Origin of the sequence: Streptosporangium sp. NBC_01469 (genome assembly GCF_036227305.1) — a bacterium.
Lineage (GTDB): Bacteria > Actinomycetota > Actinomycetes > Streptosporangiales > Streptosporangiaceae > Streptosporangium.
Genome location: NZ_CP109465.1, coordinates 4,198,673 through 4,218,314 on the forward strand (window position 1 = coordinate 4,198,673; position 19,642 = coordinate 4,218,314).

The following is a 19,642-nucleotide window of genomic DNA, read 5'->3' on the forward strand; positions in this document are numbered from 1 at the left end:
GCGTTGATGCGCGGGCCTCCTTCGGCTGGACGAGACGGCTGGACGAGATGGTTCGGCGGTCGACCGGGGGCCGGTCAGAACAGGAAGTAGCGCTGGGTCATGGGCAGGGTCTCGGCGGGGGCGGGTTCGATCACCTCGCCGTCGACGCTGACGGCGAAGGTGTCGGGGTGGATGTCGATCCTGGGCATGGCGTCGTTGAGCGGCATGCTCTCCTTGCCCCTGCGGCGGACGTCGGCCACCGGCAGCAGTCGCCTGCGTACGGCCAGGCGGTCGGCGAGGCCGTCCTCGATCGCGAGGGGGGCGACGAAGTGAACGGACGTGGCGGCGGCGGTGACCGGGGCGGCGCCGAACATCGGGCGCGGCATGACCGGCTGCGGGGTCGGGATGGAGGCGTTGGCGTCGCCCATCTGGGCGTACGCGATGACACCACCCTTGACCACCAGGTCCGGTTTGACGCCGAAGAAGGCCGGGTCCCACAGGACCAGGTCGGCCAGCTTGCCGGTCTCCACCGAGCCGACCTCGCCGTCCAGGCCGTGGGCCACGGCCGGGCAGATCGTGTACTTGGCGACGTAGCGCCGGGCACGGAGGTTGTCGGCGGGGCCGTCGCCGGGAAGCGCGCCCCGGCGGCGCTTCATCACGTGCGCGGTCTGCCAGGTACGGATGATCGTCTCGCCCACCCGGCCCATCGCCTGGGAGTCCGAGCCGATCATCGAGATCGCGCCCATGTCGTGCAGGATGTCCTCGGCCGCCATCGTGGACGGCCGGATCCGGGACTCGGCGAACGCCAGGTCCTCGGGGATGGACGGGTTGAGGTGGTGGCAGACCATCAGCATGTCGAGGTGCTCGTCGAGCGTGTTGACGGTGTGCGGGCGGGTCGGATTGGTCGAGGACGGCAGGATGTTGCCATAGGAGGCGACCCGGATGATGTCCGGCGCGTGGCCGCCCCCCGCCCCCTCGGTGTGGTACGCGTGGATCATCCGGTCGCCGATCGCCGCCAGCGTCGACTCCACGAACCCGGCCTCGTTGAGGGTGTCGGTGTGGATCGTGACCTGGGTGCCGGTGGCGTCGGCGACCGACAGGCAGGCGTCGATGGCGGCGGGGGTGGTACCCCAGTCCTCGTGCAGCTTGAAGCCCGAGGCCCCGGCGCGGAGCTGTTCGAGCAGGCCGTCGCGGCTGACCGTGTTGCCCTTGCCGAGCAGTGCGACGTTGATCGGGTAGGAGTCGAGCGACTCCAGCATCCGGGCGAGATACCAGGTGCCGGTGACGGTGGTGGCCTTGGTGCCCTCGGCGGGCCCGGTGCCGCCGCCCACGATGGTGGTCACCCCCGCGGCGAGGGCCTCGTCGAGGATCTGCGGGCAGATCAGGTGGACGTGGGAGTCGATCGCCCCGGCGGTCAGGATCTTCCCGTTGCCCGCGAGGATCTCGGTCGAGGGGCCGATGACCAGGTCGGGGTGGACGCCGTCCATGGTGTCGGGGTTTCCGGCCTTGCCGATCGCGACGATGCGGCCGTCCCTGATCCCGATGTCGGCCTTCACCACGCCCCAGTGGTCGAGGATCACCGCTCCGGTGATCACCAGGTCGGGCGAGCCCTCGGCCCTGGTGGTCCTGGCCTGGCCCATCGACTCCCTGATGACCTTGCCGCCGCCGAAGACGGCCTCGTCGCCCGCCCCCGACGGGCCCATCGACAGGTCCTCGGTGACCTCGACGAGCAGGTCGGTGTCGGCCAGCCTGATCCGGTCGCCGGTGGTGGGGCCGTAGAGCGCGGCGTAGCGGGATCGTTCAATGAACACTGGGGCTCCCGTCGAGAGGTCCGGCCCACTCGGAGCGGAGACCGGGGACGATCCGCAGGCCGCCGATCGGCACGAGGGTCACGTCGCGCTCCACACCGGGCTCGAACCGCACCGCCGTGCCGGCCGGGACGTCGAGCCGGGTGCCCCAGGCCGCCTGGCGGTCGAACTCCAGGCCGGGGTTGCACGCGGCGAAGTGGTAGTGCGAGCCGACCTGGATCGGTCGGTCGGCGGTGTTGACGACTCGGACGGTGACGCGCTCGCGGCCCGGGTTGAGCGGGATGGGCGTGTCGCCGTACTGGATCTCACCGGGTGTCATCGGCGCTCACCGTTCCTGGGGTGCACGGGATCGGCTGGTCCTCACGAGATCGGCCGGGGCTCACGGGATGGGGTGGTGGACGGTGACGAGCTTGGTGCCGTCGGGGAAGGTGGCCTCGATCTGCACCGACGACAGCATCTCGGGCACCCCGTCCATGACGTCGTCGCGGGACAGCACCTTGCGGCCCGCGTCCATCAGCTCGGCGACGGTGCGTCCGTCCCTGGCGCCCTCCATGAGGAAGGACGCGATGATCGCGGTGGCCTCGGGGTGGTTGAGCCGGAGGCCCCGTGACCTGCGGTCGCGGGCGACACCGGCGGCGACGTGGATGAGCAGGCGTTCCTGCTCGTGTGGTGTGAGCCGCATTCCCGGACCATAGGAACCGGCGGTTTCCATGATGTTGCACGTCGATGTCGTGCTGGTTTCCAGGTGGCGCGAGCCGCACGAACGGGGCAGAAGCGTCCATCGGCGCCCCCTTTCCTGCGGGTATACCGGCGCGCTCCGAAGTAGATATCACGAAATTTGCTGATTTGTCGGGACAAAAAACGGCGTGGTGTTCGCGCTGCCACGTCCTGTCACGGCGGTTAGCTCCCGGCAAAGTGCAATTAACAATTATGAACTGGGCGGGAAACCTCACTCAGTCACCTTGACGGCAGATAGATCGGTGCGGGGGCCGTACCGGCAAGGAGGAAAGTCATTGAGGAACACAGCATGGCGCTCCGGAGTCACCGTCGTGGCGCTGGCCGCGGCGCTGGCCGCCTGTGGAAGCGAAGCCCCTGCGGGCACGGACGCGGCCTCCGCCGGCGGTGGTGAGGACGGCATCAAGGTCGGCATCCTGCACTCGCTCAGCGGCACCATGGCCATCAGCGAGGTGACCGTCAGGGACTCCGAGCTGCTCGCCATCGAGGAGATCAACGCCGCCGGCGGCGTGCTCGGCAAGAAGCTGATCCCCGTGGTCGAGGACGGCGCGTCCGACTGGCCCACCTTCGCGGAGAAGGCCACCAAGCTCATCCGCCAGGACAAGGTCGCCACCACCTTCGGCGGCTGGACCTCCGCCAGCCGCAAGGCGATGCTGCCGGTGTTCGAGCGGAGCAAGGCCCTGCTGTGGTACCCGGTTCAGTACGAGGGCCTGGAGAGCTCGCCGTACATCTTCTACACCGGCGCCACCACCAACCAGCAGATCATCCCCGGCCTCGACTACCTCAAGGAACAGGGCAAGAAGAAGATCTTCCTGGTCGGCAGCGACTACGTCTTCCCGCGCACCGCCAACAAGATCATCAAGGCGTACGCGGCGGCGAACGGGATGGAGATCCTCGGCGAGGAGTACACCCCGCTCGGCCACACCGAGTACAGCACGCTGACCAACAAGGTCGTCCAGGCCAAGCCGGACGCCGTCTTCAACACCCTCAACGGTGACAGCAACGTCGCCTTCTTCAAGCAGCTCAACAGCGCCGGGGTCACCGCCGAGCAGATGCCCGTCCTGTCGGTGAGCGTCGCCGAGGAGGAGGTCAAGGGCATCGGCGTCGACAACATCGCCGGACACCCCGTCGCCTGGAACTACTACCAGACCACCGAGAACCCGGCCAACGAGAAGTTCGTCGCCGCGTTCAAGGCCAAGTACGGCGCCGACAAGGTGACCTCCGACCCGATGGAGGCCGGATACAACGCCGTCTACCTGTGGGCCGAGGCCGCCAAGAAGGCCGGATCCGTCGAGGTCGAGGCCGTCAGGAAGGCCGCCGGGGGCATCGCCCTGGAGCGCCCCGAGGGCCTGGTCACCATCGACGGCGAGAACCAGCACATGTACAAGACGGCCAGGATCGGGGTGATCCAGCCCGACGGCCTCATCAAGGAGGTCTGGAACTCCGGCAAGCCGATCAAACCCGACCCCTACCTCAAGGGCTACCCCTGGGCGAGCGGCCTGGCCAACGGCTGATCCCCTCTCAGACCGGCTCCGGACCGGGCCGTGACCAGATCACGGGCAGCACCGTGACGCACCCACATGCGGTACGGCCCGATCCGGAGCCAAACACTCGTAGGAAGGGGACCTTCGGTGGAGGCTTTTCTCAACCAGCTCCCGATCGGCCTGTCCATCGGCGCCGTGCTGCTCCTCATCGCCCTCGGCCTGACGTTCACGTTCGGCCAGATGGGCGTGATCAACATGGCCCACGGCGAGTTCATCATGGCGGGCGCGTACACCGCCTACCTGCTCCAGGACCTCACCGGCCGGATGGCCGTGATCGTCGCTCTGCCCGTCGCCTTCCTGGTCGCCGGGCTGATGGGGCTCATCCTGGAGCGGACCGCGATCCGTCACTTCTACGGCCGCCCGCTCGACACCCTGCTGCTCACCTGGGGCGTCAGCCTCGTGCTGCAGCAGCTCGCCCGCGACCTGTTCGGGGCGCCCAACGTGCAGGTCCAGGCGCCCACCTGGCTGCAGGGCGGCATCGCGTCCCTGCCGTACAACCGGCTGTTCATCTTCGCCCTGGCCGTCCTCACCGTCATCGGCATCTGGGCCTACATGAACCGCACCGGCCAGGGCCGGCGGATGCAGGCGGTGATGCAGAACCGGCAGCTGGCCGCGGTCAGCGGCATCAACACCGCCCGCGTGGACCAGCGCACCTTCTTCATCGGCTCCGGCCTGGCCGGGGTCGCCGGGGTCGCCCTCACCCTCATCGGCCCCGTCGGGCCCGCCCTCGGCACCTACTACATCGTCGACGCCTTCCTCGTGGTCGTCGCCGGAGGGCTCGGCCAGCTGCGCGGCGCCGTCATCGCCGCCGCGGGACTCGGCCTGCTCAACTCGTACGCCGAGTTCTGGAGCGACGCCAGCCTGGCGAAGGTCATTGTGTTCGCCGCGATCATCGCCTTCCTCCAGTTCCGGCCGCAGGGCCTGTTCGTACTCCGATCGAGGGCGCTGACTTGACATTCTCCCCACGGCTGAAGCCGAAGGATTCCAACCTTCACAGGTCGGAGTTCCTGTTTCACCGCCGACCGCAGACACCCGGGACGAGTGCCGTGTCTTACATCAGCTCCGCAGGCGTTTCACCTCTCCACCAGCCCGGCGGCGAGGATTTTGCGACTCTGCAGGGTCTGCTTGGTTGTCGCAAACCCGCGAGTGACCATACCGGAAGGGAGGGAGGGGCCTCCTGCCTTTGGCTGAAGCCAGGGGACTTCGCCCCGGAATTCCGATGAACCTCGCACGACTCAAGGGGCCCGGGGTCTTCGCGGTGGTGGCGGTGCTGGCCCTGGTGGTCGCACCGCTCCTGCTGGAGCCCTTCCGCCTCGGCCTGCTGGCCAAGTATCTCTGCTTCGCGATCATCGCCCTGGGCATCGGCCTGGCCTGGGGGCAGGGCGGCATGCTCGTCCTCGGCCAGGGCGTGTTCTTCGGGCTCGGCGGCTATGCGATGGCGATGCACCTGAAACTGGTGGACGCCCAGGGCGACCTGCCCGACTTCATGGTGTGGAGCGGGGTCGAGCAGCTGCCCGCCCTGTGGAAACCGTTCGCCAACCCGGTGTTCGCGCTCGCCATGGTCGTCGTCGGGCCGATGCTGATCGCCACGGTGCTGGGCCTGCTGGTGTTCAGGCAGCGGGTGCGCGGCGCCTACTTCGCGATCCTCACCCAGGCGCTCGCCGCCGCGTTCGTCATCCTGCTCGTCGGCCAGCAGGGCCTGACCGGCGGCACCAACGGCCTGACCAACTTCTACGACCTGTTCGGCCAGGACCTGGCGGCCGACTCCACCCAGCGCGGGCTGTACTTCGCGGTCGCGATCGTCACCGGCCTGCTCTACCTCGGTGCCCGCCAGCTGGTGAAAAGCCGCTTCGGGCGGCTGCTCGTCGCCATCAGGGACGGCGAGGACCGCGTCAGGTTCCTCGGCTACGACCCGGCCAGGGTCAAGACCGTCACCTTCGCGCTGTCGGCGGGCATGGCCGGGCTCGCGGGTGCCCTGTTCGTGCCCGTGGTCGGCATCATCTCGCCCGCGCTGCTGGGGGTGGTCCCCTCCCTCGAACTCGTCGTCGCGGTCGCGGTGGGCGGCAGGTTCGCGCTGGCCGGGGCGATCCTCGGCGCGGTCGTCATGGGGTACGCCAAGACGTCCTTCAGCGAGCAGTTCGCCGACGGCTGGCTCTACCTCCAGGGCGCGCTGTTCATCCTCGTCATGACCCTGGCCCCCAAGGGGATCCTCGGCGTGGCGGCGTCGGCGCGCGACGCCTGGGCGCGCAGGTCGAGGCGCCGTACGGACCCCGAGCCGCCGCCCGCGGACGCTCCCGACACGAGAGTCATGGAGGAGGTCCGATGAGTCCGATGATCGAGGTACGCGGGCTGTCGGTGGTCTTCGACGGCTTCCGCGCCATCGACGGCATCGACCTGACGGTCGAGAAGGGGGAGCTGCGCTTCCTGATCGGCCCCAACGGGGCGGGGAAGACCACGCTCATCGACGTCATCACCGGCCTCACCCGCCCGACCACCGGCGAGGTCGTCTTCGACGGGCACAGTCTGGTGGGCCTGCGCGAGCACAGGATCGTACGGCTCGGCGTCGGGCGGACCTTCCAGACCTCGGTGGTCTTCGAGGAGCTGAGCGTCCTGGAGAACCTCGACCTGGCGGCGTCCTTCCGCCGCCCGCTCTGGTCGCTGGCCCGGCGCAGGCGCGGCATCTCCGACGCCGTCGCCGAGGCTCTGGAGACCACCGGCCTGAAGGAGTTGGCCGACCGGCCCGCGGGGGTGCTCTCCCACGGGCAGCGGCAGTGGCTGGAGATCGGCATGCTGCTCACCCAGCGCCCCAAGCTGCTCCTGCTGGACGAGCCGGTGGCCGGTATGTCCAAGGACGAGCGGGAGCGTACCGGCGAGCTCCTGACGTCCGTGGCGAACGACCACACGGTGATCGTGATCGAACATGACATGGAGTTCCTGCGCAGGTACGCCTCGCAGGTCACCGTCCTGCACGAGGGCAAGGTGCTGATCGAGGGATCGGTCGACCAGGTCCGCGACGACCCGCGCGTGCAGGAGGTCTATCTCGGAAGGAAGCGCAGCGATGCTGTCGGTACAGGAACTTGACGCCGGGTACGGCAGGGCCCGGGTGCTGTTCGGGGTCTCCCTGGAGGTGGAACCCGGGCAGCTGATGTGCGTGATGGGCCGCAACGGGGTCGGCAAGACCACCCTGCTCAACACCGTGATGGGCGTGCTGCCCGCCACCGCGGGGTCGGTCACCTTCGAGGGCCGCGACGTGACGCGCATGCCGCCTCACGAGCGGGTCCGGCTCGGCATGGCGTACGTCCCCCAGGGGCACGAGACGTTCCCCCAGCTCAGCGTGCTCGGCAACCTTCAGGTCACGCTGGAGGCCGCCAAGGGGCCGCAGGAGGCGCTGGAGGAGGCCCTGGAGACCTTCCCGCGCCTGAAGCCGCTGCTCAAGCGGCGCGCCGGGTTCCTGTCCGGCGGGCAGCAACAGCAGCTCGCCATCGCCCGAGCCCTCGTCACCCGTCCCAAGCTGCTCATTCTCGACGAGCCCACCGAGGGCATCCAGCCGTCGATCATCATCGAGATCGAGGAGGCGATCGAGCGGCTGCACGCCACGGGCCTGTCGCTCCTGCTGGTCGAGCAGTATCTGGATCTGGCGCTCCGCCTCGCCGACCGCTTCCTCATTCTCGACGCCGGGCACGTCGTCCATTCGGGGGCGGCCGAGGAATTGCGCGGGGAGGGAATTCACCGCCTTCTCGCCGTCTGACCCCCAAAGCATCTGAATCGGACTTTTCATATCAATAAGGTCCTATTTGATCACTTCTTGATGAAGAGGCTCCCACGGTGGGTGATGACGACATAGCCTGCCCAGAAAAGCGGAGTCCGGGGGTGTCATGGCAAAGGAACCTGCGGACGGGGAAAAGCGGCCGGAGGGGGTGTCCTCCCCTCCCGAGACGCGGGGCCGGTCTTCCCGGGAGGAGACCGGCGGCCCGGCCGGTGACGCTCCCGGTCGGCGAGCCGGGGTGGAACGCTCCCGGCGAACCGGCGGGGAGACCGGGGAGACCGGGGAGACGCCCGCCGGCGAGCGCCGGGACCGGGCCGTGGGCGAGCGTGACCGGCGGCCGGGTGACGAGCCCGCCCGGCGGGACGGCGACCGGTACGAGCGTGACCGGCGGCCCGACGACCGCTATGAGCGCGACCGGCGAGACGACGATCGCCACGGGCAGGGGCGGCGGCCCCGGGGACCGTACGAGCGTGACCGCTGGGACGACGACCGCTATGAGCGCGACCGGCGCTCCGACGAGCGGTACGACCGCGACCGGTGGGACGACGACCGCTACGACCGTGACCCGCGGTCCGAGGGCGCGGACGCCGGAGACGCCCACTCCGGGCCGCCGATCGGCCCGCCGGGACCGTCGGGGCCGCCCCGCAGGCGCCGGTTCCGCCGCTTCCGGCTGGCCGCCTGGATCGCGCTGGTCCTCGCCTCGGTCGTGGTCGGGGTGTCCATCGCGTGGGTGGGCGGGCCTCCCACCGAGGCCGAGCTGCGCGAGAAGGCGGGGCTTCTGAACAAGGACAGGCTCCTGGTCGGCGTGAAGGAGGACACCCCGGGCATCGCCCTGCGGAAGCCGGGCGAGACCGGTTTCGCCGGCTTCGACATCGACATCGCCTACATGATCGCGGCGGATCTGGGTTTCCGGCCCGACCAGGTCGACTTCCTGTCCATCGAGACCGAGGACAGGGCGCGCATGCAGGCCCGCGACACGGACGGCACCTTCGTCAAGGTCGACCTCGTGGTGGCGACCTTCAGTGTGACGCCGGAACGCAAGGCCGACCCCTCCGTCGGCTTCTCCACCCCCTACCTCTACACCGAGCAGTCGGTGGTGACCAGGTCCGACTACCCCGACGACAACGTCACCTCCCTGGGGCAGCTCGAGGGCAAGAGGGTCTGCTCGCTCGGCACCTCGACCTCCCTGACCGAGCTGAAGAAGGCGATCAAGGTCGATCCCATCGCCGAGCTCCTGATCAGCAAGTGCGTGGACCGTTTCGCGGACGGCCTCGCGGCCAACAGGGCGGTCGACGCGGTGACCACCGACGCGGCCCTGCTGGCCGGGTTCGTCGCCGAGCCGGGCAGGAAGTTGCGTCACCACGACATCGCGCTGGAGAAGACGGAGATGTGGGCGGTCAACGCGGGTTCCAACGGCGCGCTGCGCACCCTGGTCGACCTCGCGCTCTACCGCTCCTACGCCGATCCGGCCAACAAGATGTGGGAGGAGGCGTACGAGAAGCACATCCGGCCGTTGCTGGCGGCCAACCCGGGGGTGGACGTGGCCCAGGCGCGGCAGCCGTGCGCGCTCTCCCCGGACGTGCGACGCTGGCCGTGGGAGCGGACCCTCCCCGTGCAGGATTGCCCCTCCGCCCCTTGAAGTCCAACGTGCGGGTGAGGGACGCGCCAAGGAACCAGGAGTGGTTCCTCACGCTGCTGCCGGTGTTCCCGATCGTCCTGCTGGTGATGCGGCTGTGGTACGCCAGCAAGCAGGACACCCAGACGCTGCTCCTGCTCGTGCAGACCATCAGCCCGCTGGGCCTGCTGAGCGCGGTCCTGCTGACCACGGTGTGGGTGCTGCCCGTCGTCGTGGTCGGCGGCAGGCTTCTCGGCACCCTCTGCTGGATCAGCACGGGCCGTTCCTCGTGGCTGGTGCACAGCGCTCAGCGGCTGCCCGGCTGGGTCGTGGTCCTGGCCATCGCGATAGGCGTGTGCACCTGGCAGCTGCGTTTCCTGCCGACGCTGGCGATGTTGTCGCTGGCCCTGCTGGGCCTGACCGTGCGCGAGCGGTTCCCGGCCCACGAGGAGCTGCGGACCACGTTCTGCTACGCGCTGCCGGTGATCGCCGCCGTGCTGTCGTACGTCCTGCTGTGGCCGGCCATCGTCTCCGCGTTCACCGCGCGGGACGTGGCGACCGCGATCCTCCTGACGCTTCCCCCGGTGTTCGCGGCGCTGCTGACCGGCCCGGTGCCCGAGGCGCCGGCCAGGGTGCTGACCCACGGCATCGCGATCGGGATGGCGGTGTTCACGCCGTTCCTGGTCGGCGTGGTCGTGATGAGGGCGCCGATCCTCCCGCTGGTCGCCATGCAGATCAGCCTGGAGAGGCCGACCGAGGAGAGGCCCGCGGAGGTGGTCGTGGGCTACATGGTCGCCAGCGACGACCAGATGACCACCGTCCTCAAGCGTGACGGCGCCGTGGAGTTCATCCAGAACGCCCGGCTGCAGTCGAAGGTGCTCTGCCCCGACCCCGGCGAGGTGCCCAGGACGTGGGTGAACCTGCACGGCTGGTACGTCGAGCACAGTGTGATCTCCTGGCTCGCCCCGGTCTCGCGGCGGGCTCAGGCCGACCCGCGCTGCGAGGGCCGCCCGGCCAAGGAGACCGACCAGGCCGTACCGTCTCCGAGCGCATCCCCGTCCCCGTCTTCGGACCCGAGCGCGTCCCCGTCCCCGTCTCCGGCCGGGTCGCGTGAGGGGTGAGCGCGGCGGGCGAGCGGGAGTGACGCGGTCAGCCCGCGGGGCGGCCGGCGACCTCCCGGCGGGGGTGTCCGGGGCGGACGGTCACTGGCGGTAGTCTTCGACCTCGTCGATCGGGCGGGGGGCCGCCGAGTCGGGGTCCTCACCGAACTCGCGGCGCGCCCGGCGCTGCCTGAGCAGATCCCACGCCTGGTCGAGGGCCTCCTCCAGATTCTTGATCCGGTTGTTCTCCTCGTGCGAGGAGATGGAGTGCGAGCCCAGCTTCGCCCGGAGCTCCCGCTCCTCGGCGATCAGCTCGTTGATGTGGGCGAGGATGTCGCCGTCCCTCATGTTCGTTCCCCCTGTCTGAGTTCTTCTGGACTTTATCCGATCAGCGGATGACCGAACCGCCGGAGGCCGGGCCGCCCGTCGCGAGCGCGCCGCGCGGACGGGATCCCGAAGATCTTCGGGTCCCGCCATGTGAGACCGGGGCTCGGGCATCCGGGGCCGTCTGCTAACGTGCTAAGCATGCTGCGCGGCCTGCTTCTTAGCTGCCGCGACGAGGGCCTGTAGAGGCCGGCTCCCTCGTCGCGGAGCGAGCCATGCGCGTCGGCCACGATTGTTTTCCCAGTCGAGGAGCCTTGCATGTATCCGCAGCAGCAGCCCAGTCCCATGCCGTTCAAGCGCTATGAGTCCTTCGCGCCGATCCAGCTGACCGACCGTACCTGGCCCGGCAAGGTCATTGACCGGGCTCCCCGGTGGTGCGCCGTCGACCTGCGTGACGGCAACCAGGCACTGATCGACCCCATGGACTCCCATCGCAAGCTCAAGATGTTCGAGCTGCTGGTGAAGATGGGTTACAAGGAGATCGAGGTGGGCTTTCCCGCCGCCTCCCAGACCGACTTCGACTTCGTACGGCAGATCATCGAAGAGGATCTGATCCCCGACGACGTGGTGATCCAGGTCCTGACCCAGGCCAGGGCCGAGCTGATCGAGCGGACCTTCGAGTCGGTGCGCGGGGCCAAGCAGGCGATCATCCACCTTTACAACTCCACCTCCACCCTCCAGCGCAGGGTCGTCTTCGGCCAGGACCGCGAGGGCATCACCGCGATCGCGGTCGAGGGCGCCAAGCTCTGCAAGAAGCTGGCCGCCGAGATGGACGGCACGGAGATCTACTTCCAGTACTCCCCGGAGTCCTTCACCGGCACCGAGCTGGAGTATGCGGTGGAGGTCTGTGACGCCGTCAACGACGTCTGGCAGCCCACCCCCGACCGCAAGGTCGTCGTCAACCTGCCCGCCACCGTCGAGATGGCCACGCCCAACGTCTACGCCGACCAGATCGAGTGGATGCACCGCAACCTGGCCTACCGCGACTCGATTGTGCTGTCCCTGCACCCCCACAACGACCGCGGCACCGCCGTCGCCGCCGCCGAGCTGGGCTACATGGCCGGGGCCGACCGGATCGAGGGCTGCCTGTTCGGCAACGGCGAGCGCACCGGCAACGTCTGCCTGGTCACGCTGGGCATGAACCTGTTCTCGCAGGGCGTCGACCCGGAGGTCGACATCTCCGACATCGACGAGATTCGCCGGGTCACCGAATACTGCACCCAGCTGCCCGTCCACCCGCGCCACCCGTGGGGCGGCGAGCTCGTCTACACCGCCTTCTCAGGCTCCCACCAGGACGCCATCAAGAAGGGCTTCGAGCACCTGGAGCGCGACGCGGCCGCCGCTGGCGTCCCGGTCGAGGAGTTCACCTGGGCGGTCCCGTACCTGCCGATCGACCCCAAGGACATCGGCCGTACGTACGAGGCGGTCATCCGGGTCAACAGCCAGTCCGGCAAGGGTGGCGTCGCCTACATCATGAAGGCCGACCACCACCTGGACCTGCCGCGCCGCCTGCAGATCGAGTTCTCCCGCGCCGTCCAGGCCCACACCGACACCATCGGCGGCGAGGTGAACGCCGCGCGGATGTGGGAGGTCTTCACCGACGAATACCTGCCCAACCCGGCCAGTCCGTGGGGCCGCCTGGGCCTGCTGGCCCACCGCACCACCTCCAGGGGTGACGGCAAGGACGCCATCAGCGCCGACCTGCGCCTCGACGGTGAGATCCGCGAGGTCGAGGGGGTCGGCAACGGTCCCATCTCCGCCTTCTGCGACGCCCTGGCCAAGGTCGGTGTCCAGGTGCGCGTCCTCGACTACGCCGAGCACGCCATGAGCGCGGGGACCGACGCCAAGGCCGCCTCCTACATCGAGTGCGAGATCGCCGGTGAGACTCTGTGGGGGGTCGGCATCGACTCCAACACCACCACCGCCTCGCTCAAGGCGGTCATCTCCGCGGTCAACCGCGCCGGCCGCTAGCGGACCGGGCGGTACGGCCGGGCCGCTTTTTGGCGGCGTCCGCGTCACCCCCGTACCGCTTCGTCCCGCACCGCCCCCGCCCCGTACGGCACGATCTGCCGTGCGAGGTCCGACAGCCGCCCACAAGGCACCGACGTCGCTCACTCGACCGCGCCCACCGCGAAATCCGTCCGGGCGCGGTCGAGTCGTTTCCGCTCGCCTTCCGGTACCGGGAACGCGCGTGACCTCGGGGCGGAGGCCGTACGGTGACTCCCGTCGCGTGGGCGGCGATGGATGCCTCCGTGAGAATTGCCGTGAAACCAGCTTTTCCAGGACGGATCATGCCACGGACCGGCTGCGAGACCCTTCTCCGAACGGGCCGTCCGGAGGCTTCCCCGACCGGCGAATTCACGGTGTTCCGTGGCGGGTCGCTGCGAGACATCCCAACGTCGCCGACATAGCCTCTTTGCAGCTCAGGGTCTAACTCGCTCCCCTCGAACAAGCCGAAAACGGTTTTTTCGGCTATGTGCGAAATTCGTATTTATCGGGGGAATTCATGCGATGTATTATCGGCCTGGCCACCGCCGGGCTCGTCATCCTCGGCGGCACCGCCACCGCGGACACGCGGCCACCGCGCCACGCACCCGATCCGTCCGTGGCCCGATCGACCGTCGACCCGCCCCCGTGGCCGCCCCGGCCGATCCTGCCCCGTCCCACCCCGACTCCCACTCGTCCGGATGTGGGGTCGCTCATTCCCCGGCCTCCGTGGCCGCCCCGGCCGACCCCGACCCCGACCCTGATTCCGATTCCGACTCGTCCGGATGTGGGGTCGCTCATTCCCCGGCCCCCGTGGCCGCCCCGGCCGACCCCGACCCGTCCGGACGCGGGGCCACCGATTCCCCTGCCGCCGCCGTGGGTCGAGCCGACCCCGCCCTGGCCCGACCCGTGGCCGCCACGGCCGATTCCGCCTCGTCCGGATGCGGGACCGCCGATTCCCCTGCCGCCGCCGTGGGTCGAGCCGACCCCGCCCTGGCCCGGCCCGATCCCACCGCCGCCGATTCCGCCCCGCCCCCCGTGGGGCGAGCCGATTCCGCCCCGCCCCATCCCGATCCCGCCGCCGATTCCGCCCCGTCCGCCGTGGGGCGAGCCGATCCCGCCTCGCCCCACTCCGCCCCGTCCGCCCATCGTGATCCCGCCGTGGGGACCGACGGTCGGCGGCCCGTACATCAAGCGGCTCACGCTGACCGTCTCGCGACCGGGCGGGGTGCGGACCGTCTGGCTCGGATGCGGGCCGACAAGCGGCACGCACCCCCGAGGGGAGGAGGCGTGCGCGCTGCTGATCCGGGCGCAGGGCGACCCCGCCCGCGTCGGACCGCTGTCGTGGGCGGCCTGCCCGCAGCGGTACGACCCGGTCGCCGCGTCCGCGACCGGCACCTGGAACGGCCGCCCCATCCGGTACCAGCGAACCTTCAGCAACCAGTGCGAGCTGCGTGCCGAGACCGGGGTGATCTTCTCCTTCTAGAACCCGTCCCGTGGCACGCGTCCGACGGGGCCCGTACGGCGGTGAGGACGTCCTCGCCGCCGTACGGCCGTTCCGGACCCCGGGCGGGGGCCGCTCAGCCCCGAGAGTCGTAAACTGGGAGGAAGTCCCAGGTCAGCGGCCTCGTGCCACAAACCGGCGATGCCCACGGCCAGGAGTGGATCCGCGGTAGGACGGGGTGAGTCGATGATGGGCAAGCAGTCATCCGGAACCGTGCTGTCTTCCTCTCAGCGGGCGGCCATGCGGGATCTTCTGACCGCGGACCGCGAGAGGACGGTGACCCAGATCACGGCGCTGACGCGCGACTGGGACGACCTCGTCGACTCGTCGGCGCTGGTGGCCAACGACGACGAGCACGATCCGGAGGGGGCGACGATCGCCTTCGAACGGTCCCACCTCCAGGCCCTGCTCGACAGGGCGCGAGCCCACCTCGACGATCTCGACGAGATGTTCAGACGACTCCACCAGGGCACCTACGGTGTGTGCGACGGCTGCGGGCGACCCATCGCCCTGGGACGACTGAAGGCGCGTCCAAGCGCCCGGACCTGCATCGAGTGCGCCGAACGCGGGCGGTGACGACCCGCGGGCGACGCACCGAGGTCCCTGAACTACCCTGGGTGCGGCAATGCCCGCCGTCGCGCCCCGCATGACCATCGGCCATGAGCCGTGCCCCGCACGACCACGACCGTCCGGCCGTGACCCGTGCCCCGTACGGTCACCCGAGTGAGCCCGTGTCCCGCGCGATCACCCGCGTGTGGCGAGCATCCGCCGCGTACGGCCTGACGTGAGGCGTAGAGAGGGCACATCGTGACCATAGGGCTGCTGAACTGGGCGGGCAACATCACCTACGGCGCCGCGCGGATCCACCGCCCCGGCCGTGTCGAGGAGCTTCAGGAGCTGGTCGCCCGCAGCGGCGCCGTCCGGGCGCTCGGCACCCGCCACTCCTTCAACGAGATCGCCGACCGTCCCGGCGGTGACCTCGTCTCGCTGGAGGGTCTGCCCGCCGACTTCGAGCTCGACCCGGTGCGGGGCACGGTCACGGTTGGTGGCGGGGTGCGCTACGGCGAGCTGAGCCGATGGCTGTACGGCGAGGGCTACGCGCTGCCCAACCTCGGTTCACTGCCGCACATCTCGATCGCCGGTGCCTGCGCCACGGCCACGCACGGTTCCGGGGTCGCCAACGGCAACCTCGCCACCGTGGTCTCCGGCCTCGAACTGGTCACCGCGGACGGTGAGATCACCGTCCTCGGCCGTGAGAAGGACGGCGACCGCTTCGCCGGAGCGGTCGTCGCCCTCGGGGCGCTGGGCATCGTCACCAGGGTCGTCCTCGACGTCGTCCCGGCCTTCGAGGTGCGGCAGTACGTCTACGAGAACCTGCCGTGGGCGCGCATGGAGGAGCACTTCGAGGAGATCATCTCGGCCGCGTACAGCGTGAGCCTGTTCACCGGCTGGAGCGGCCCCGTGATCGACCAGGTGTGGGTGAAGCGCCGCGACGGCGAGCCCGGCCCGTGGGAGCCGACGCCGCGCTGGCTGGACGCCACGGCGGCCACGGCCGACCGCCACCCGCTGCCGGGGATGTCCGCCGTCAACTGCACCGCGCAGATGGGCGTGCCCGGCCCCTGGTACGACCGGCTGCCGCACTTCCGCCTGGACTTCACCCCGAGCAGCGGGGACGAGCTCCAGTCGGAGTATCTGTTCCCCCGCCGCCACGCCCTCGCCGCGCTCCGCGCGCTGGACGCGGTCAGGGACGTCATCGCCCCCGTCCTGCAGATCTCGGAGATCCGTACCGTCGCGGCGGACGACCTGTGGCTGAGCTCCTCCTACCGGGAGGACGTCGTCGCCGTCCACTTCACCTGGAAGAAGGACTGGCCCGCGGTGAGCCGGGTGCTCGCCGTGATCGAGGAGCTGCTGGAGCCCTTCGAGGCCCGCCCCCACTGGGGCAAGCTCTTCCTCATGGGGCCCGAGCGCCTGAGCTCCCTGTATGACCGGCTTCCGGACTTTCGGAGCCTGGCCGCCGACCTCGACCCCACGGGCAAGTTCCGCAACCCGTTCCTCGACGCCCGTCTCTTCCCGGCCGACTCCTCTTCCTGACCGTTCGCAGCCCCAACCTTGATCCGGACATCAGCTCACAAGCGGATCTTACGACTGGATCAGGGTAGTCAACTCCCATCACAGTGGTAACGGTGCGATATCCACCATAAAAGATCGTGAATCCAGCACCGGTGATGAGGGGGAGAGCATGGAACGTAATACGGTCGTGCGCGCGATGCACGATGTCGGGCTGGCCACCTGGTTCGGCGGCTCGTTGATGGGCGCGATCGGCCTCAACGCCGCCACCGCCGTGGTCAGTGACAGGAGCGAGCGCCTGAAGGTGGCGAACGCCGGATGGGGCCGGTGGGCGCCGGTCAGCGCCGCGAGCATCGGCGCCTTCCTCATCGGCTCGGCCGGTCTGCTGACGGCCAACAGGAAGCGCGTGGCGCACCAGCGGGGCGTGGGGGCGAGCACCGCGGCCAAGGCCGCGCTGACCGCCGCGGCGCTGGCCGCGACCGCCTACACCGGCGTGCTCGGGACCAGGCTCGCGGACGCGGGCGACGTGCCCGTGGAGGGCGCTGTGAAGCCCGACAAGGAGACCCCGGACGACGTCGCCAGGACGCAGCAGCAGCTGCGCCTCATGCAGTGGGTCGTCCCGGCCGTCACCGGGCTGATCGTCGTTCTCACCTCCCTGCACGGGGAGCAGCAGCGGCCAGGCCAGGTCATCCGGGGAGCCGCGCGCAAGAGGTTCTCCCGGTAGGGGGCTGTGTTCTCCACGGCCTCCGGTCGTCGATGGGCAGGGCCGTGAGCAGGTGGCGATGGCGACCGTGCCCATCTCGCGGGCGACCGCGCGGGGACGTGCCGCTCGCGCCGCCGCCGAAGGCCGGCCTCGGGTGACGTCGCGGCACGTCCCTCTCACCGGTGAGAGGGACGTGCCGCGTTGTTCGCCGGGCGCGGCGGGAACGGCCGTCAGGGTTTGGAGGTCAGGCCGCGGTTGATGGCCTCCTCGCGGAGGCGTTTCAGCGGCAGTGCGGTGCCATCGCGGTCGACGCGCCAGACGTCCCACCCGGCACAGGCCTTGGTCCCGGCGACCGCGGCTCCGGCGGCCGACAGGGAGTGGTAGGGGCGGCCCGTCGCCTCCACCCTGATCGTCCCGTCCTCCTCGACCGTGGCGAAGTGGATCTCACCCCTGACCGTACGGAAGATCTTGGTGTTCGGTGCCATCAGGCCGTGCGTGATCAGGTCGACGACCTCGACGCCGTAGTGGCGGCGGGCCCCGGACTGCTCGGGGACGCGGGGTGGGAGAACGATCGCCGGCAGGCGGAAGCCGAGCCTGGCCGGGTTCCAGATCTCCTCGCAGAGGAGCCGGTAGAGGTCCTGCCGCCGCTCGATCTCCGGCACGCCGAACCGGGGGCAGGGCTGGAACGGCTTGTCCAGGCCCGAGTCCCTGAGGTAGTGGGTGAACGGGGTGTTGCGCAGGCGGCTCTTGGGGTGCAGGGAGGCCGCGAGCCGGTTCTCTGCGTAGTAGTGCTCGATCTTCCGGTCGTAGGGGTCGTCGCGGAAGCTCGCGTTGACGGACTTGGGCAGGAGCAGCAGGGCGCCGAGGCGGTTGCGCCGGATGTAGAACTCCGCGGTGGTCTCCACCTCGGAGCGGTGCCGTTCGAAGCGGTTGGCCCAGATGTGCTCGATCTCGTACTCGCGCGCTCCCCGCAGGAACTCGTACTCGTGCTCTCCCCCCTCACACGCGCGCTGGACGTGGGCGGTCATCCGGGAGAGCAGGTAGCGGACCAGGCGGCGGTTGTTGGCCCGGAGCCCGAAGGAGGTCAGTTCGCGGAAGTCGTGTTCGATCAGGGAGGTTTCCCGGCCGAGGACCGTGGCCACGTCGTCGGTGGTCCGGCACATCCGCAGGACGGGGATGAGCCGGTGGACGATCTCGTCGAGGTCGCGGCGGTGCACGGGGAGGTTGTTGACGGACCTACGCACGTAGACGAGGTCGAGGAACGACGCGACCATCGAGCACTTCCGGGTGAACACCTCGTCGGAATCCTCGGACGAGACCACGGAGAGCAGCAGGGTGAACTGGTTGTCGATGCCGTTGTGGCCGTTGAAGTAGACGCCGGCCAGGGCGGGGGTGAACTCCCGGCAGGCGCGGAGCAGCTCGCAGTAGCGTTTGGACACGTTCGTGAGCCTCTGCACGAACGCCTGCGCCTCGGCCGGGCGGCCGAGACCGAGCTGGACGTCGTTGCGCAGGATCCACTCGTGGACGGCCCGCCCGATCTCTGCGGCGTCCGCGGACCCCTCGCCGAGATCCGCGTACTGCGCGAGGAGGAACGAGCGGACGTACGCGCTGGGCGTGTTGGCCTCGGGGGAGTCGGTCTCGGCCGTGGTGAGGCGGGCCAGCATGTCGGCCCAGGCCCCGCCGAGATCCTCGCGCGTCTGCTCGCCGACCCGCCGGAAGAGGTGGCCCTTCAGCAGGTCCACGTGGCTCAGCCGGAGCCCCCGGTCGTTCATCGACACGAAGATCTCGCGGCCGTTCTCCTGGTCGAGGGCCCGGATGCCGACCAGGCAGACGCGATCGAGCAGCCAGTGGACGAAGGGCTCCAGGGCCTCGCCGCGCAGCACCTCGGGGAACTCCCCGTCGATCTCCCGGCTCCTGTCGTGCAGGTTGCGCACCGAGACGTGGGCGTTGTCGGGCAGGGTGAATCCCTTGAGACCGTTCCAATCGGTGACCAGGGAGTTGAGCAGCCGCGCGCGGGACAGTTCCTCCGAGCTGCCGACCTTGAAGCTCCGCTTGCCGTGCCGCGCCGTGTAGGTGAGCCTCTCCAGCTCGTCGGCGTCGATCCACCTCTCCTGGTCGATCAGCAGCTGCCGGAGATAGATCAGCACGAGGTGGAGCGTGGTGACGCGCTGCTGGCCGTCGACGAGGAAGGTGCGGCCCCTGCTCTCGTGGTAGACGTAGGGCCCCAGGAAGTACGGGGCGTAGCGGCCGACCTCCTCGCGGTCGTGCAGGGGGTTCCACTGGCTGAGGAAGCGCTGGCTGAGGTCGTCGATCAGCGTGCCGACCTCGTGGCGGGTCCAGGTGTATTCCCGCTGGTAGTAGTCCAGCGCGAAGGAATTGCTCTCGAAAAGAGTGCGGACCGTCACGCCTTCGCCGTGAATTGGACTTTCCACCATGAAATCGGGGGTGCCT

17 protein-coding genes are annotated in these 19,642 nt (G+C 69.7%); 12 read left to right on the top strand and 5 right to left on the bottom strand.

Annotation, left to right across the window (positions count from 1 at the left end):
* Positions 1 to 74: 74 nt before the first annotated feature.
* The 3 genes from OG587_RS18825 to OG587_RS18835 are packed head-to-tail and all read right to left on the bottom strand — an operon-like array spanning position 75 to position 2,469.
* Positions 75 to 1,790, bottom strand: a complete 1,716-nt coding sequence (locus tag OG587_RS18825; RefSeq protein WP_329092026.1) for an urease subunit alpha — start codon at positions 1,788 to 1,790, stop codon at positions 75 to 77.
* Positions 1,780 to 2,106: an urease subunit beta gene (locus OG587_RS18830; protein ID WP_329092028.1), complete on the bottom strand. Its 327-nt coding sequence runs from the start codon at positions 2,104 to 2,106 to the stop codon at positions 1,780 to 1,782. Before OG587_RS18830 ends, OG587_RS18825 begins: the two co-directional genes overlap by 11 nt.
* Positions 2,107 to 2,166: 60 nt before the next feature.
* Complete coding sequence (locus tag OG587_RS18835; RefSeq protein WP_329092030.1) at positions 2,167 to 2,469, bottom strand: urease subunit gamma; 303 nt, start codon at positions 2,467 to 2,469, stop codon at positions 2,167 to 2,169.
* A 331-nt stretch (positions 2,470 to 2,800) separates the two neighbouring features.
* On the opposite strand from OG587_RS18835, the gene urtA reads away from it, so the two are divergent.
* The 7 genes from urtA to OG587_RS18870 all read left to right on the top strand — a co-directional run bounded on the left by urtA (position 2,801) and on the right by OG587_RS18870 (position 10,568).
* Positions 2,801 to 4,036 (top strand): urea ABC transporter substrate-binding protein, encoded by a 1,236-nt coding sequence (gene urtA, locus OG587_RS18840; protein WP_329092032.1) that lies wholly within the window; start codon positions 2,801 to 2,803, stop codon positions 4,034 to 4,036.
* 117 nt (positions 4,037 to 4,153) lie between these two features.
* Positions 4,154 to 5,020, top strand: a complete 867-nt coding sequence (urtB, locus tag OG587_RS18845; RefSeq protein WP_329092034.1) for an urea ABC transporter permease subunit UrtB — start codon at positions 4,154 to 4,156, stop codon at positions 5,018 to 5,020.
* Positions 5,021 to 5,285: 265 nt separating this feature from the next.
* Positions 5,286 to 6,392, top strand: a complete 1,107-nt coding sequence (gene urtC, locus OG587_RS18850) for an urea ABC transporter permease subunit UrtC (RefSeq protein WP_329092036.1) — start codon at positions 5,286 to 5,288, stop codon at positions 6,390 to 6,392.
* Positions 6,389 to 7,147, top strand: coding sequence for an urea ABC transporter ATP-binding protein UrtD (gene urtD / locus OG587_RS18855; RefSeq protein ID WP_329092038.1), 759 nt, complete (start codon positions 6,389 to 6,391; stop codon positions 7,145 to 7,147). The genes urtC and urtD overlap by 4 nt, the downstream gene beginning before the upstream one ends.
* Positions 7,125 to 7,814 carry an urea ABC transporter ATP-binding subunit UrtE gene (gene urtE, locus OG587_RS18860; RefSeq protein ID WP_329092040.1) on the top strand — a complete coding sequence of 230 codons (690 nt, stop codon included), beginning with the start codon at positions 7,125 to 7,127 and terminating at the stop codon, positions 7,812 to 7,814. The genes urtD and urtE overlap by 23 nt, the downstream gene beginning before the upstream one ends.
* Positions 7,815 to 7,941: 127 nt before the next feature.
* On the top strand, positions 7,942 to 9,471 hold the full coding sequence (locus OG587_RS18865; RefSeq protein ID WP_329092042.1) for a transporter substrate-binding domain-containing protein: 1,530 nt from the start codon (positions 7,942 to 7,944) through the stop codon (positions 9,469 to 9,471).
* Positions 9,468 to 10,568 carry a hypothetical protein gene (locus OG587_RS18870; protein WP_329092044.1) on the top strand — a complete coding sequence of 367 codons (1,101 nt, stop codon included), beginning with the start codon at positions 9,468 to 9,470 and terminating at the stop codon, positions 10,566 to 10,568. The genes OG587_RS18865 and OG587_RS18870 overlap by 4 nt, the downstream gene beginning before the upstream one ends.
* A gap of 81 nt (positions 10,569 to 10,649) precedes the next feature.
* On the opposite strand, the gene OG587_RS18875 is transcribed toward OG587_RS18870, so the two are convergent.
* On the bottom strand, positions 10,650 to 10,895 hold the full coding sequence (locus tag OG587_RS18875) for a DUF2630 family protein (protein ID WP_329092046.1): 246 nt from the start codon (positions 10,893 to 10,895) through the stop codon (positions 10,650 to 10,652).
* 294 nt (positions 10,896 to 11,189) lie between these two features.
* On the opposite strand from OG587_RS18875, the gene leuA reads away from it, so the two are divergent.
* From leuA to OG587_RS18900, 5 genes are all read left to right on the top strand, one after another.
* A complete protein-coding gene (leuA, locus tag OG587_RS18880) occupies positions 11,190 to 12,902 on the top strand; it encodes a 2-isopropylmalate synthase (protein WP_329092048.1) in 1,713 nt (570 codons plus the stop codon).
* A 1,165-nt stretch (positions 12,903 to 14,067) separates the two neighbouring features.
* On the top strand, positions 14,068 to 14,403 hold the full coding sequence (locus tag OG587_RS18885; protein ID WP_329092049.1) for an SSI family serine proteinase inhibitor: 336 nt from the start codon (positions 14,068 to 14,070) through the stop codon (positions 14,401 to 14,403).
* 258 nt (positions 14,404 to 14,661) lie between these two features.
* A complete protein-coding gene (locus OG587_RS18890) occupies positions 14,662 to 14,997 on the top strand; it encodes a TraR/DksA family transcriptional regulator (protein WP_329092051.1) in 336 nt (111 codons plus the stop codon).
* Between the two features lie 237 nt (positions 14,998 to 15,234).
* Positions 15,235 to 16,512: an FAD-binding protein gene (locus OG587_RS18895; RefSeq protein WP_443075625.1), complete on the top strand. Its 1,278-nt coding sequence runs from the start codon at positions 15,235 to 15,237 to the stop codon at positions 16,510 to 16,512.
* Between the two features lie 148 nt (positions 16,513 to 16,660).
* Positions 16,661 to 17,212: a hypothetical protein gene (locus OG587_RS18900; protein WP_329092055.1), complete on the top strand. Its 552-nt coding sequence runs from the start codon at positions 16,661 to 16,663 to the stop codon at positions 17,210 to 17,212.
* A 209-nt stretch (positions 17,213 to 17,421) separates the two neighbouring features.
* Here OG587_RS18900 and OG587_RS18905 read toward each other — a convergent pair whose 3' ends face one another.
* Positions 17,422 to 19,596: a GmrSD restriction endonuclease domain-containing protein gene (locus OG587_RS18905; RefSeq protein ID WP_329092057.1), complete on the bottom strand. Its 2,175-nt coding sequence runs from the start codon at positions 19,594 to 19,596 to the stop codon at positions 17,422 to 17,424.
* Positions 19,597 to 19,642: the final 46 nt, after the last annotated feature.